This window comes from Brenneria izbisi (assembly GCF_025840185.1).
Lineage (GTDB): Bacteria > Pseudomonadota > Gammaproteobacteria > Enterobacterales > Enterobacteriaceae > Brenneria > Brenneria izbisi.
In genome coordinates this window covers 1-12,876 of record NZ_JAMPJU010000014.1, presented here as the reverse complement: position 1 = coordinate 12,876, position 12,876 = coordinate 1, and the positions used below count along the sequence as shown (strand labels likewise).

Annotated in this window: 14 protein-coding genes, 1 tRNA gene and 1 pseudogene; 8 read left to right on the top strand and 8 right to left on the bottom strand. The window is 48.5% G+C overall.

Annotated features, from left to right (window positions below):
* Positions 1 to 302: 302 nt before the first annotated feature.
* From nrdH to nrdF, 4 genes are read left to right on the top strand one after another with little or no spacing between them, the layout of a single operon-like run.
* Positions 303 to 542 carry a glutaredoxin-like protein NrdH gene (gene nrdH / locus NC856_RS15210; protein ID WP_137714431.1) on the top strand — a complete coding sequence of 80 codons (240 nt, stop codon included), beginning with the start codon at positions 303 to 305 and terminating at the stop codon, positions 540 to 542.
* 9 nt (positions 543 to 551) lie between these two features.
* A complete protein-coding gene (nrdI, locus tag NC856_RS15205) occupies positions 552 to 959 on the top strand; it encodes a class Ib ribonucleoside-diphosphate reductase assembly flavoprotein NrdI (RefSeq protein ID WP_264091296.1) in 408 nt (135 codons plus the stop codon).
* The gene (gene nrdE / locus NC856_RS15200; protein ID WP_264091295.1) at positions 938 to 3,088 is read left to right on the top strand and encodes a class 1b ribonucleoside-diphosphate reductase subunit alpha; all 2,151 of its coding nucleotides are present in this window, start codon (positions 938 to 940) and stop codon (positions 3,086 to 3,088) included. The genes nrdI and nrdE overlap by 22 nt, the downstream gene beginning before the upstream one ends.
* 24 nt (positions 3,089 to 3,112) lie before the next feature.
* Entirely contained in the window at positions 3,113 to 4,075 is a 963-nt protein-coding gene (nrdF, locus tag NC856_RS15195; RefSeq protein WP_264091294.1) for a class 1b ribonucleoside-diphosphate reductase subunit beta, read from the top strand.
* A gap of 115 nt (positions 4,076 to 4,190) precedes the next feature.
* Here nrdF and NC856_RS15190 read toward each other — a convergent pair whose 3' ends face one another.
* The 5 genes from NC856_RS15190 to dnaQ form a co-directional block, all read right to left on the bottom strand.
* Positions 4,191 to 4,724, bottom strand: coding sequence for a hypothetical protein (locus tag NC856_RS15190; protein WP_264091293.1), 534 nt, complete (start codon positions 4,722 to 4,724; stop codon positions 4,191 to 4,193).
* A gap of 76 nt (positions 4,725 to 4,800) precedes the next feature.
* Positions 4,801 to 5,019 (bottom strand): hypothetical protein, encoded by a 219-nt coding sequence (locus NC856_RS15185; RefSeq protein WP_264091292.1) that lies wholly within the window; start codon positions 5,017 to 5,019, stop codon positions 4,801 to 4,803.
* A 148-nt stretch (positions 5,020 to 5,167) separates the two neighbouring features.
* Positions 5,168 to 5,584: an Arm DNA-binding domain-containing protein gene (locus NC856_RS15180; RefSeq protein ID WP_264091290.1), complete on the bottom strand. Its 417-nt coding sequence runs from the start codon at positions 5,582 to 5,584 to the stop codon at positions 5,168 to 5,170.
* A gap of 327 nt (positions 5,585 to 5,911) precedes the next feature.
* Positions 5,912 to 5,988: transfer RNA gene (locus NC856_RS15175), tRNA-Asp, on the bottom strand.
* Between the two features lie 126 nt (positions 5,989 to 6,114).
* Positions 6,115 to 6,852 (bottom strand): DNA polymerase III subunit epsilon, encoded by a 738-nt coding sequence (gene dnaQ / locus NC856_RS15170; RefSeq protein WP_264091289.1) that lies wholly within the window; start codon positions 6,850 to 6,852, stop codon positions 6,115 to 6,117.
* On the opposite strand from dnaQ, the gene rnhA reads away from it, so the two are divergent.
* Positions 6,806 to 7,372: a ribonuclease HI gene (gene rnhA, locus NC856_RS15165; protein ID WP_264091287.1), complete on the top strand. Its 567-nt coding sequence runs from the start codon at positions 6,806 to 6,808 to the stop codon at positions 7,370 to 7,372. The genes dnaQ and rnhA overlap by 47 nt on opposite strands.
* Positions 7,373 to 7,381: 9 nt before the next feature.
* Here rnhA and NC856_RS15160 read toward each other — a convergent pair whose 3' ends face one another.
* Positions 7,382 to 8,092, bottom strand: coding sequence for a class I SAM-dependent methyltransferase (locus NC856_RS15160; protein WP_264091286.1), 711 nt, complete (start codon positions 8,090 to 8,092; stop codon positions 7,382 to 7,384).
* A 44-nt stretch (positions 8,093 to 8,136) separates the two neighbouring features.
* Here NC856_RS15160 and gloB point away from each other — a divergent pair, with 44 nt between their 5' ends.
* Together gloB and mltD are read left to right on the top strand one after the other, a co-directional pair.
* Complete coding sequence (gloB, locus tag NC856_RS15155; protein ID WP_264091285.1) at positions 8,137 to 8,892, top strand: hydroxyacylglutathione hydrolase; 756 nt, start codon at positions 8,137 to 8,139, stop codon at positions 8,890 to 8,892.
* A 70-nt stretch (positions 8,893 to 8,962) separates the two neighbouring features.
* Positions 8,963 to 10,339 carry a murein transglycosylase D gene (mltD, locus tag NC856_RS15150; protein WP_264091284.1) on the top strand — a complete coding sequence of 459 codons (1,377 nt, stop codon included), beginning with the start codon at positions 8,963 to 8,965 and terminating at the stop codon, positions 10,337 to 10,339.
* A gap of 59 nt (positions 10,340 to 10,398) precedes the next feature.
* On the opposite strand, the gene NC856_RS15145 is transcribed toward mltD, so the two are convergent.
* A complete protein-coding gene (locus NC856_RS15145; protein ID WP_264091283.1) occupies positions 10,399 to 11,184 on the bottom strand; it encodes an endonuclease/exonuclease/phosphatase family protein in 786 nt (261 codons plus the stop codon).
* A 487-nt stretch (positions 11,185 to 11,671) separates the two neighbouring features.
* On the opposite strand from NC856_RS15145, the gene NC856_RS15140 reads away from it, so the two are divergent.
* Positions 11,672 to 12,580 (top strand): alpha/beta hydrolase, encoded by a 909-nt coding sequence (locus NC856_RS15140; protein ID WP_264091282.1) that lies wholly within the window; start codon positions 11,672 to 11,674, stop codon positions 12,578 to 12,580.
* A gap of 35 nt (positions 12,581 to 12,615) precedes the next feature.
* Here NC856_RS15140 and NC856_RS15135 read toward each other — a convergent pair.
* Positions 12,616 to 12,801: pseudogene (locus tag NC856_RS15135) on the bottom strand (IS3 family transposase); the annotation flags it as partial.
* Positions 12,802 to 12,876: the final 75 nt, after the last annotated feature.

Here is a 12,876-nt window from a genome sequence, read left to right as displayed (position 1 = left end):
GTCATGTTGAAGGGAGCCGAGGCTCCCTTTTTTATCCTTAAGAGGTTACCCTCGCCACACTTTCTTTAAAATGACGGTTTTTTACCTTTTCGCCTTGCGCCATCCGGGTTGGCGACCTGTTGTATAAGCTTACACATAAATCCTATATATTGTATGGTTGAATTTCAAAACAACTACATCTAGTATTCAGAGCGTAGCCTCATCACTAATGATGGTTGCTTCGTGGATCGGTCCGGGAACACATACCCGCCAAGCCAGCCGCTCCGATAAACTTCTTTCACGCCAAAGGGTAAATACGAATCATGCGTATTACTATTTTCACCAAACCAGATTGTGTTCAATGCAATGCGACATGCCGTGCGCTGGATAAACAGGGAATTGACTATCAACTGGTGGACTTAACGGAAGATGCGCAGGCGTTACAGCAGGTCAGGGCATTAGGTTATCAGCAAGTACCGGTTGTCATGACGGCGGATGATCACTGGAGCGGCTTCCGCCCGGACAAAATCAGCACGCTTCATGCCTCGCAGCGGTTGCAATAAGGGGGCGCGATGAACCCACTGGTCTATTTTTCCAGCCAGTCGGAAAATACCCATCGCTTCATTAGCAGGGTTGGATTACCCGCCCTGCGAATCCCCATCGCTACCGGGCTTCCCCCCCTGAAAGTGGAGCAGCCTTATATTCTGGTGGTTCCCAGCTACGGTGGCGGCAGCAGCAAAGGCGCCGTACCCCGCCAGGTGATCCATTTTCTGAACGAACGGCAAAATCGTGATTACCTGCGAGGCGTCATTGCCGCAGGCAATATGAACTTCGGCGCAGCGTACTGCCTCGCGGGTGACATTATCGCGCAGAAGTGTCAGGTGCCTTACCTGTATCGCTTCGAGCTACTTGGCACCGCGGAAGACGTTGCAAATGTGCGTAAGGGAGTAACTAAATTTTGGCAACAACAGAATCCGTGATCACAAAACCAGCCAACACGGAGCTGGACTACCATTCTCTCAACGCCATGCTGAACCTCTACGACGCAGAGGGGCGCATCCAGTTCGAACAGGACAAACTGGCCGCTCGGCGTTATTTCCTGCAACATGTGAATCAAAACACGGTGTTCTTCCATAATCTGGAAGAAAAACTGCGCTATCTGGTTGAGGAAGGCTATTACGAAGCGGAAATTCTGGATCAATATGCCTTCAGTTTTATTAAAAGTCTTTTCCAGCAGGCATACCGCCATAAGTTTCGCTTTCAAACGTTCCTGGGCGCTTTTAAATATTACACCGGTTACACCCTTAAAACCTTTGACGGCAAACGTTATCTGGAACGCTATGAAGATCGCGTCTGCATGGTCGCGCTGACCCTGGCCGCGGGTGACGCCGCACTTGCCAGCGCCCTGGTAGACGAAATTATCAGCGGTCGGTTCCAGCCCGCCACGCCCACGTTTCTGAATTGCGGCAAAAAGCAACGCGGCGAACTGGTTTCCTGCTTTCTGCTACGCATCGAAGACAATATGGAATCCATTGGTCGCGCGATTAACTCAGCGCTTCAGCTTTCCAAACGTGGAGGCGGCGTCGCTTTCATGCTCACCAATATCCGTGAAACTGGCGCGCCGATCAAACGTATCGAAAATCAGTCGTCCGGTATTATTCCGGTGATGAAAATGCTGGAAGATGCCTTCTCCTATGCCAACCAGTTGGGCGCGCGTCAGGGCGCCGGCGCGGTTTATCTCAATGCGCATCACCCCGATATTCTGCGTTTTCTGGATACCAAACGCGAAAATGCCGATGAAAAAATCCGTATTAAAACGCTGTCGCTGGGCGTGGTCATACCCGATATCACATTCCAACTGGCGAAAGAGAATCAGGTGATGTACCTGTTTTCACCCTATGATGTCGAACAGGTGTACGGCGTTCCATTGTCGGAAATCAGCATTAGTGAAAAGTACCATGAGATGGTGAATGACAAGCGCATCCACAAGTCACACATCAAAGCGAGAGAATTCTTTCAGATCCTTGCCGAGATCCAGTTTGAATCCGGCTATCCCTACATGATGTTTGAGGATACGGTAAACCGGGCGAACCCGATTCAGGGACGCATCAATATGAGCAATCTGTGTTCTGAAATTTTGCAGGTTAATGACGCCAGCGTGTACGACGAGGATCTTGGCTATCGTCATGTCGGCAAGGATATCTCCTGCAATCTCGGCTCGCTGAATATCGCCAAGTCGATGTCATCGCCTGACTTCGGGTTAACGGTGGAAATGGCTATTCGCGCGCTGACCGCCGTTTCCGATATGAGTCACATCCGTTCCGTACCTTCAATCGAGAAAGGCAATGACGAATCTCATGCCATTGGCCTCGGCCAGATGAATCTGCACGGCTATCTGGCAAAGGAACGTATTTTTTACGGTTCTGAGGAAGGCATTGATTTCACCAATATCTATTTTTATACCGTGGCCTACCACGCGCTGCGGGCATCGAACCAGTTGGCGATAGAGCGCGGTCAGCGCTTCAAAGGCTTTGAAAACTCGAAGTATGCTTCCGGCGAATATTTTAACAAATACATTGAGCAAAGTTGGCTGCCCGCCACAGAACGGGTACAGGCGCTATTTTCTCAGGCCGGGATCACGCTTCCTAATCAGCAGGATTGGGCGGACTTGCGCGAATCGGTCATGACCTATGGCATTTATAACCAGAATTTACAGGCCGTACCGCCGACAGGCTCGATTTCTTACATCAATCATTCCACATCCAGCATCCACCCGATTGTGTCGCGTATTGAGATTCGCAAAGAAGGCAAAATCGGACGGGTTTACTACCCCGCCCCTTATATGACCAACGACAACCTGGAGTATTACCAGGATGCCTACGAAATTGGTCCGCAGAAGATTATTGATACCTATGCCGCCGCGACTCAGCACGTCGATCAGGGATTGTCGCTGACCCTGTTCTTCCGTGATACCGCCACCACGCGGGATATCAATAAAGCGCAAATCTATGCCTGGACCAAGGGGATCAAAACCATCTATTACATTCGTATACGACAGATGGCGCTGGAAGGCACAGAAGTTCAGGGCTGTGTGTCCTGCGCGCTATAAGCCATCGCTGAAGGAAATCTGATTATGACATTGTTAACGCGCGTCCAGGCCATCAACTGGAACAAAATCGAAGATGATAAAGATTTGGAGGTCTGGAACCGGCTGACATCAAATTTCTGGTTGCCGGAAAAAGTACCGCTTTCGAATGACATTCCATCATGGGGAACGTTGAGTGCCCATGAACGTCAGTTAACCATCCGGGTATTTACCGGGCTGACGCTGCTGGACACCATTCAGAATACGCTGGGCGCGCCGACGCTTATGCCGGACGCCGTCACACCACACGAAGAAGCGGTATTATCCAACATCAGCTTTATGGAAGCGGTTCACGCACGCTCCTATAGCTCTATTTTTTCTACACTTTGCCTGACCAGTGAAGTGGATGACGCGTACCGCTGGAGCGAGGAAAATCCGGCGTTGCAGAAAAAAGCGGCCATTATCCTGGCGCATTATCGCAGTGACGATCCGCTGATGAAAAAAGTCGCCAGCGTTTTTCTGGAGTCGTTTCTGTTTTATTCCGGGTTTTATCTGCCGATGTACTGGTCAAGCCGGGCGAAACTGACCAACACCGCAGATTTGATACGGCTGATCATCCGGGATGAAGCCGTACACGGTTATTACATCGGCTATAAATTCCAGCAAGGTCTGGCGAAAGCGGACAGTGCGCGTCAGCAGCAGGTCAAGAACTTCGCTTATGAACTATTGCAGGATCTCTATGACAATGAAGTGCTCTATACCCAGGAACTGTACGACAGCGTCGGCTGGACGGAAGATGTCAAAAAATTCCTGCACTACAACGCCAATAAAGCGTTAATGAATCTGGGCTATGAAGCGTTGTTCCCTGCCAGCATGACGGACGTCAATCCGGCCATTCTTTCCGCACTATCGCCGAATGCTGATGAGAATCACGACTTCTTCTCAGGTTCAGGCTCTTCATACGTTATTGGCAAAGCAGTCAATACGGAAGATGAGGATTGGGATTTCTAACGTAGCAGGCGCTGAAATGATACCCCCCTGAATCATCGCCAATTCAGGGGTTTTAGAGTAGTTGCGGAACGGACGCCATGCAATTTTCCACCGTAACTCATTGAAAAAATAAAGTTCAACATCCAGCGCCACTGCTCAGATCCAGTGGTTTTCCTAACCAGTCGCCGATAATAGTCAGACCGAAAGCGGCGTAGCGAAGTGTAGTTCCAAGAGGTGGATTATGACCGTCACCTAAACCATAGCCCTTCTCAATACAATCAAATACTGTTTGGTAATAAGGGAAAACCAGTTCCGATTTCCCAAGCGCCAATACTCCCAGCATCGTATGTGTACAATCATCCAACGTACCGATAAACATTTGCTCTGGGGATGTTAAAATCCTTAGATCGACAATTTCTGAAAACAAATTCCGCGCAACCCCAAAAGTCATTTGCTTAATAGCATCTTTTGAATTGTATTCACGGGCGGCAAGCAAACTGAATCTGATTGCCTGCATCCCATAATCAAACAGATCTGTACATGCATGACCCACGCTACCTTCCCCAGAAACATACCGCTGTAAGCGGTTCCCGTTTATAGGCCACGCGTCGCTAGCCCAGCTTGGCACTTGGGGCAATACTTTATCCAATCGACTTTGAATTTTCGCCATATTTTGTCCTTACTACCACGTATTTAACTGAATACCCGTTCCATTGCCAGCCAATTGACTGAGCGCGCCCTTTGAATCAAAAAAAAACTTGTGCGTGCATATAAGCAACCTTGTTATCTTTAGAGGCATCACGGATAGCATCTATCTTTTTTAGAAAGTCAGGATCAACTTCGCTCATTTTCTCCATGGTCCATCCATTACGACCTCTCCGTATTTTCCCCATAATATCAGCAATCTTGCCAGCCCCTGTCCCCTGAGTCTTATTACATCCAGGTGTCTTAGTCCCACTACTCATGACAAAGTAATTGGCCTTGCCCGTCGCCGTGGTTAGCGCAACCTGGCTGCTGTTGATATCCAGCGAAGGTCTGTCGCGCCATTCGACATTACCCGTCTCATCATGACGCCCTGCCTGTCTGCTGCCCCGTAGTTCAATCGCCAGCGGCTCACCGCCCCCTCCAGTGAACGCCAGATATCACCGGCATGAACGTCGGGAATACCGCTGGTTTTTTTAATGGCGAACCACCTCGTTGCCACATTAACGAACAGGCTGTCTTTGGCTCTTTTTTCCTGCTCAGCCTTGTCCTGCTCCTGTTTTTGAGATCGATACCTTTAATCAACAGCGCGATATATTCATCGTGAAGGGTACGTGCGGCAGCCAGCGTCATGGCAGGATAATGGCCCAGCGTGATATTGGTACGTGCTGAGGAATTGGGTCGCTGGTAACGAAAACGCCAGATTTTCTTACCGGTAGTCCTGATGGAAAGTGTCAGGCCATGCCCATCAGACAGTTCATAATCTTTAGCGGCGAGTTTTGCTTTTCGTACTGTGACAGCAGAAAGCAGGCGGGGTATTGCGGTCATCGTTCACTCCTTGGTTGTCGTTAAAAACCAAACAACGGGAATGGTGTAATGTCCTGTATCCGCGACCCTTTCTCAGCCACAAAACCAAAAAATTTCCAGGAGAAATTTTTAACGTCGTGATAGCGACGGCCCGTCAGGGTGGCTCGCAGGGATAGCGAGCCATAAAAATGGCCTACGAAATTTCTCTTTCCGACACGTAGGCCATTTTGAGCCGGATACCCCGCTATACCGGGGGTATCATAGAGACGAAAAAAAACCGTATGCCTTTGACAGCGATACGGTTTTTATTCATCCAGAGATGTATAGGAACATCCCGGAATAGATAAGTGGCGGAACGGACGGGACTCGAACCCGCGACCCCCTGCGTGACAGGCAGGTATTCTAACCAACTGAACTACCGCTCCACTCTACGCTCATTGAGCGGGATGAATACTAAGATGATGGTACTATTACGTCAATGGTTTTTATAACTAACCGATTCTGTTTGCTTATAATTTCATCTTAACGGCGATTCTCTCGCCGATGGTGTTTTACTCATTACGCCACAGGCAACTGCCGCCTTTCTTGGCGATCAGATCCAAACGCTGTTCATGTGCAAATAATTCTTCTTCATTGGCGTAAAGCACCTTCAACGCCGAAGCCGGACGCGTAATGCGCTGAATTGTTTCGCTCTCATTTTCCTGTCGCTGCATTTCACCTTCCATTGAAAATGCCAACGACGTCTGGCCGCCAGTCATGGCCAGATAGACTTCCGCCAGAATTTCGGCATCCAGCAAAGCGCCGTGCAACGTTCGCTTACTGTTATCTATCTGGTAACGATCACAAAGCGCATCCAAATTGTTGCGTTTGCCGGGGAAAATCTTACGCGCCATTAACAGGCTATCGGTGATCTGACAGAATGTTTCCGTCTTCGGGATATCCCGATTCAGCATGCGGAACTCATAATCCATAAAGCCGATATCAAACATGGCATTATGGATAACAAGTTCGGCCCCGCGGATAAAATCGAGAAAATCATCGGCAATATCGGCATAAGTCGGCTTATCCGCCAGAAACTCATCGCTGATGCCATGAATGTTATAGGCTTCGGGATCGACTAAACGATCAGGTTTGATATAAACGTGAAAGTGACGACCGGTAAGACGACGGTTGATCACCTCTACGCCACCAATTTCGATAATTTTATGTCCTTCGTAGTGAACCCCCAGTTTATTCATACCGGTGGTTTCTGTATCCAGGACGACTTGTCGCGTAATTTCAGTGCTCATCGTTTTCGTTTATGTCAGACTTGCCGTTTTCACCATAAGGGAGAGTCTACCAGAGATGCTTAAACAGGTAGAAGTTTTCACCGACGGATCTTGCCTGGGAAATCCTGGCCCTGGCGGTTACGGCGCCTTGCTGCGTTACAAGCAGCATGAAAAAACCCTAAGTGCCGGTTACCGATTAACCACCAATAACCGGATGGAACTGATGGCGGCTATCGCGGCGCTTGAAACACTAACCTCTCCGTGCGAAGTGGTGTTAAGCACCGACAGCCAGTATGTCCGCCAGGGGATCACCCGTTGGATTCATAACTGGAAAAAACGGGGCTGGAAAACCGCAGATAAAAAGCCGGTAAAAAATGTTGATCTCTGGCAACGCCTTGATGTAGCGATCCAACGCCATACCCTGCGCTGGGAATGGGTAAAAGGCCACGCCGGACACCCGGAAAATGAACGCTGTGATGAGCTTGCGCGTCAAGCGGCCAACGCGCCGACGCTAGATGACGTCGGTTATCATCCAGAGTAAGGCGACACCTTAACGTCGATAGATTTTCGTTGCGCCGACCGTGCGGCGCAACGGCGCCTTGCGCAATTTGGCCCGCATCGGCGTGGGTATCAGCGGAATCGTCCTTTTACGCGCAACAAGTAATGTCATGCAACCAAAGACCGGGATGTGTTTATTCAACTTTCCTTTATTCCTTCGCCACGGCGTGACATGAAAACTGGCATGGTGCACCACTTCGTAGTTCAACAAACTCAGCCAGTCCATCAACCGCATTTGCGTAAACATTCGACTACAATAAGGTTGTCGTTTGTTTAATCTGGGAATAAGTTTGGCCAATCCAACAAAACTGATTGGATTAAATCCGCTCAATATCAGCCAGCCATCATCAACCAGCACTCGGTCAACTTCACGCAGCATCCGATGTGGATCTGATGAATAAGACAGTGTTTGCGCCAGTAAACATGCATCAACCGACTTTTCAGAAAAGGGTAACTGATGCGGATCAGCAATAATCTGCAGATTGTTACCACAAGGGGCGACATTAACCTGATGTGAAATCGAACACTCACGCACGCTAATCTCAGCGCTCAACGGGCCTATTTTGAGCAGATGGAAACCAAACAACTTCGGCCACCAGGGGAGTAATGCCTGTTCAAGTGATTCGCGATAGTATTGACCACAGGTGATATCATCCCATGAAGCAGGGGCAACAAGTGTCTGAGGGGTATGCGCTGGCTGCATGTTTTATTCTCTTTCCTCAGGCTGATAGCAAAACGAGGTAATCAATGAATCTTATCAGTATTCCCGCCCTCCAGGACAACTACATTTGGTTATTGAGTAACAAAGAAAAGCATTGTGTGATCGTCGATCCAGGCGAGGCGCAACCGGTGCTGGATGCGCTTGACCAACACCGGCTTTCTCCCAAGGCGATTCTACTTACCCACCATCACAACGATCATGTCGGCGGGGTTGCCGGTATCGTGGGTCACTATGCGAATCTGCCTGTTTTTGGTCCACAGGAAACCGCTAATTGCGGTACAACGACCATCGTGAGTGGCGGAAAAGTCATCGAATTATTAGATTCAGAATTTTCCGTAATCGATGTTCCAGGCCACACATCCGGTCATATTGCTTATTATATTGCCCCCTTTTTATTCTGCGGCGATACACTTTTCTCCGGCGGATGCGGACGAATTTTTGAAGGCACGCCAAAACAAATGTTTGAATCAATTAAAAAAATATCAACGCTCCCTGATGACACGCTCATTTGCTGTGCACATGAATACACGCAAGCAAACTTAATGTTTTCTAATGAAATATGGCCAGAAGAACCCACTATTGAGGCTTATCTTTATAAAATCAGCCAGATACGCAAAAAATCACAATCTAGCTTGCCTACAACATTAGGATTAGAGCGTAAAATCAATCTATTTCTTAGATGCCATGATATTGATTTAAAAAGAAAAATATCAAAAGAACCTGAAAGCATGGCGGATTGGCAGATTTTTGAGCAACTACGCAGTAAGAAAGACCATTTCTAAAGGTATAGGTTGTACTGACTCCCTAATCAACGTATTATTGCTCGTCTTTTAAGCAACTATTGACACACATATGAAGGCTAAAGCGATGATGTTTATCGCCTCGGTCTTGCTAGTCGGTTGCCAGGTGCCGCCCAACGACACCTCACAACCCAAACAGCATGCACAGAGTTTGTCTTCGGCAAGTCAAAGTGAAGCAGGAAAGTACGCAGATGGTCGAGAGACCTCCGCGCGATGGCTGGATGATGACAGCCTCGCGCAACGAGATCTGTGGAACTTCATTAGCGACGAGCTGAAGATGGAGGTTCCGGAAAACGCCCGGATCCGCGAGCAAAAAAAGCGTTATTTAAAAAACAAGAGCTATCTCCACGATGTAACATTACGGGCAGAGCCGTACATGTACTGGATTGTCGAGCAGATTAAGCAACGTAACATGCCGATGGAACTGGTACTGCTACCCATAGTGGAGAGCGCTTTTGATCCTCACGCCACATCATCCGCCAATGCCGCAGGGCTATGGCAGATAATCCCTGGCACAGGACGAAATTATGGTTTGAAACAAAACCAATGGTATGACGGGCGTCGTGACGTAGTCGCGTCGACGACCGCTGCTCTGGATATAATGCAGCGTCTTAACACCATGTTCGACGGTGACTGGCTATTGACCATCGCCGCCTACAACAGTGGTGAAGGTCGCGTCATGAAAGCTATTAAAGCGAATAGAGCAAAGGGTAAAGCAACCAATTTCTGGGCATTGGCGTTACCACGTGAAACGTCAATCTATGTTCCGAAAATGCTGGCTTTGAGCGATATTCTTAAGAATAGCAGAAAATACGGCGTTAAGCTGCCCACGCCAAACGAAAGCCGTGCATTGGCCAGAGTAGACGTTGGACAGCAAATGCAATTGACGCAAGCTGCGGAGATGGCCGGTCTGTCATTGACCATGCTGAAGAACTACAATCCGGGCTACAAACGCGGTGTAACCGCGCCAAATGGTCCGCATTACATTATGGTTCCGAAAGCGCATGTCGAGCAGTTGAAGGATTCGCTGGCAGATGGTGACATCGCTGCGATCCAGCCGACCAGACTGGCGCAGTCAACGACCGAATCGCAGTATAGCGTTCGCTCTGGCGATACGTTATCTGCAATTGCCGCGCGGCTGAATGTTAGCGCCAAAGATTTGCAAAGCTGGAACAATCTGCGTAGTGCGAACGCGCTCAAAGCTGGACAGACGTTGCAAATTGCCAGGGTAGCTAACAGCGACAGTAAAGGCGGTTCAATCACCTATCAAGTTCGTAAAGGTGATTCGCTTGCCAGCATCGCCAGGCGTCATGGCGTAAATATTGCGGATGTTATGCGCTGGAATACGGTGATCAACAAGAAAGCCAATATCCAGCCCGGTGACAGACTGACGCTTTATGTCAGTAATAGCGCCCAGCCAGACTCTTAGTTCATAGACATAAAAAACCGCCTGAAATTAAGGCGGTTTTTTTTGCCAGGCGACTATCGTCAAAGCTGGAATTCGACCAGCAAGGGATTGTGATCCGATGCCTGCGTCACCAGTATTGAAGATTGGACAACAGCCAGTTCACGATAGAACACAAAGTCCAGCGGACGCCCAAACGCTTTGCGACGATGATCATCAATAAAACCGACCTCTTTTAGCGCCATACGTGTAGCAAAGCGATAAAGCGCATTAATACGGGGCTGGCTCCAGGCATTAAAGTCACCCGCCATAATTGCCGGGCCACGGTGAAGACTAAGTTGCTCACCAATAGATTCAAGCTGCTTACTGTATACTTCCACACCGAAACTGAAATTTACCGCATGAATGTTGATAACCATCAGTTGTCGGCCATCATGCAACGAATACACGGTTACTAAGGCAGACTTGGATAAACGCAGCAGTGGCTCCCTTTCCCGTAGCGGGCAACAATACATTGGCTGAGCGGCCGACAACGTCATCACGCCAGAAGGATGTTGCGGCAAAACAACCGCGGGAACTTGATCGGTAGAAAGATAGTTGGAAGTTGCAAAGCGAATAAGCTCAGGCGTGCTCTGAGCTTCCTGCAACAGAACCAACTGGGTATCTTTGCCAAAGTTCTGCAAAACAGAAAGCCAGTTCATTCTTTGCTGCTTAAAGATGTTCCACACCATCACACGCAAAACATCCTGCTTTAGCAGCAAGGGACCGGTAGGCAGCACTTGTTCCAGAGGAAACATTTGCCGAGTTGGAAAGATACGTTCTGCCGGTTGTCCTGCAACATATCTCATCGAATAGGTTTTTTTTCGCACGCCTCGCCTGCTATAAATTTTATAACGCCAATGCAACAACTGGAGCAGAGGTACTCTTCTGTTATAGGGATTTTATTACCGTCTTTCAATGTGTGACTGACGTTAAGCAGATAAAATATAAAACAGGCTGCTATTCAAATGCAGAAAAGCCCAGAGTCCAAACTCAAGGCCGATGCAATAAGTGGCGGAACGGGCGATATTCAATTTTTCAACGTAATTTCTTGAAAATACATAAGGTTCTACATCCAGCGCCTCAGCGATCTCCTGAATTATACACTCATTATTTTTAATAGAGTAAAAGGTCTTTAAGTAGCCAGGTTCAGCGAGAGGCTTATGTACTGGCCTACCGGGATATTTATGAAATCTGCTTTATGCTTGTGTGCTTTTTCTGGCAAAGCCTGCGCCGGCAAATGCTCTTACCCCAAGCGGTTACAAATCTTAAATATCGTCTATCTTTAAGCGAAACATTAACCTGAGGATAAACTGTATGAGAAATAACAGAACTGAAGACACAGCATCAAAAATTGAGGAGATGCAGAAATTTCTCAGCCAGATGCCGCCCCTTTCGGATGGTATGGACGTGCCCGTCGGCTCGGTACGTGACATCATGGTTGATACGACATTTCGCGCCACGCCGGTAAGAATCTATTCTCCATCGAGCACCGAAAAAACCGCAGCCATGTTTTATCTACACGGCGGGGCCTTTTGTATGAGCAGTTACCGGGATGATGAGCCTATGGCCCGGCGAATAGTAAATGATGCAGGCTGCACCGTATTTTCAATTGATTACGGGCTGGCTCCGAAGTATCCCTTCCCGTCAGCAATAGAAGAAGCCTTTGAAGTCATTCTTCATGTCATAGCCTGTGCTGACCACTACGGTATAGATCCTGAAAAAATTATTCTGGGCGGCAACAGTGCCGGTGCCAATATTGCTATGGCTCTCTGTATCCTGGCTGACGAACGAAAAGCATTCCCGGTTTCTGCCTTGTCCGTAATTTACCCACCGCTGGATTTTACCATTCCGCACCAGAATAAGCTCACCGGCAAAGCAGCTGGAAGCATGCTTAAAAACGATCTGATTGATCTCTGCATCAGGGACGCTTACCTACAAGGCGATAATAGTCAGTATTCTCATCGCTTTCTCTCGGTCGGTCTGACTGCGGACATCAGCCTATTTCCACCAGTAATCCTGATTTCTGCGGAGCATTGTCCTTTTACGCCTGAGCATTTCGTGTTTACCCAACGTCTGTATCAGGCCGGTATAGAATGTCTGCATAAAATCTATCCGGGCGTTGATCACGGATTCATGGATATGGGAACCGCTGAAAATTTGCAGCAGGACTGCAAGCGCCTGATAAGTGCTCAGTTGGCAATAGTGCTGACGCGGGGAAAATAATGGACTGCCCCCACGCCCGTAGACAAATTCTGTCCTCACGACGAGGCCTGTTCAAAGGCCTCCGGGCTGACGCCGCCGAGATGACTGTGGCGCCGAGCCCGGTTGTAAAACACTTCAATGTAATCGAAGATATCCGCTCGGGCCAGATCCCGGGTTTTGTATATTCTCTTCCTGATGCGTTCTTTTTTCAGCGAACTGAAGAACGATTCGGCCACCGCATTGACGCTCCTATGTCAACGGCCGAAGTTGGACTCGCCCCAAATCAGTTAAAATAAGCGGATAAAGCTCTCGAACGA

Coding starts and splice junctions, on each gene's coding strand:
- nrdH (WP_137714431.1), top strand. CDS start 303: ATGCGTATTACTATTTTCACCAAACCAGATTGTGTTCAATGCAATGCG.
- nrdI (WP_264091296.1), top strand. CDS start 552: ATGAACCCACTGGTCTATTTTTCCAGCCAGTCGGAAAATACCCATCGC.
- nrdF (WP_264091294.1), top strand. CDS start 3,113: ATGACATTGTTAACGCGCGTCCAGGCCATCAACTGGAACAAAATCGAA.
- NC856_RS15190 (WP_264091293.1), bottom strand. CDS start 4,724: ATGGCGAAAATTCAAAGTCGATTGGATAAAGTATTGCCCCAAGTGCCA.
- NC856_RS15185 (WP_264091292.1), bottom strand. CDS start 5,019: ATGAGTAGTGGGACTAAGACACCTGGATGTAATAAGACTCAGGGGACA.
- NC856_RS15180 (WP_264091290.1), bottom strand. CDS start 5,584: ATGACCGCAATACCCCGCCTGCTTTCTGCTGTCACAGTACGAAAAGCA.
- dnaQ (WP_264091289.1), bottom strand. CDS start 6,852: ATGAGCACTGAAATTACGCGACAAGTCGTCCTGGATACAGAAACCACC.
- NC856_RS15160 (WP_264091286.1), bottom strand. CDS start 8,092: ATGCAGCCAGCGCATACCCCTCAGACACTTGTTGCCCCTGCTTCATGG.
- gloB (WP_264091285.1), top strand. CDS start 8,137: ATGAATCTTATCAGTATTCCCGCCCTCCAGGACAACTACATTTGGTTA.
- mltD (WP_264091284.1), top strand. CDS start 8,963: ATGAAGGCTAAAGCGATGATGTTTATCGCCTCGGTCTTGCTAGTCGGT.
- NC856_RS15140 (WP_264091282.1), top strand. CDS start 11,672: ATGAGAAATAACAGAACTGAAGACACAGCATCAAAAATTGAGGAGATG.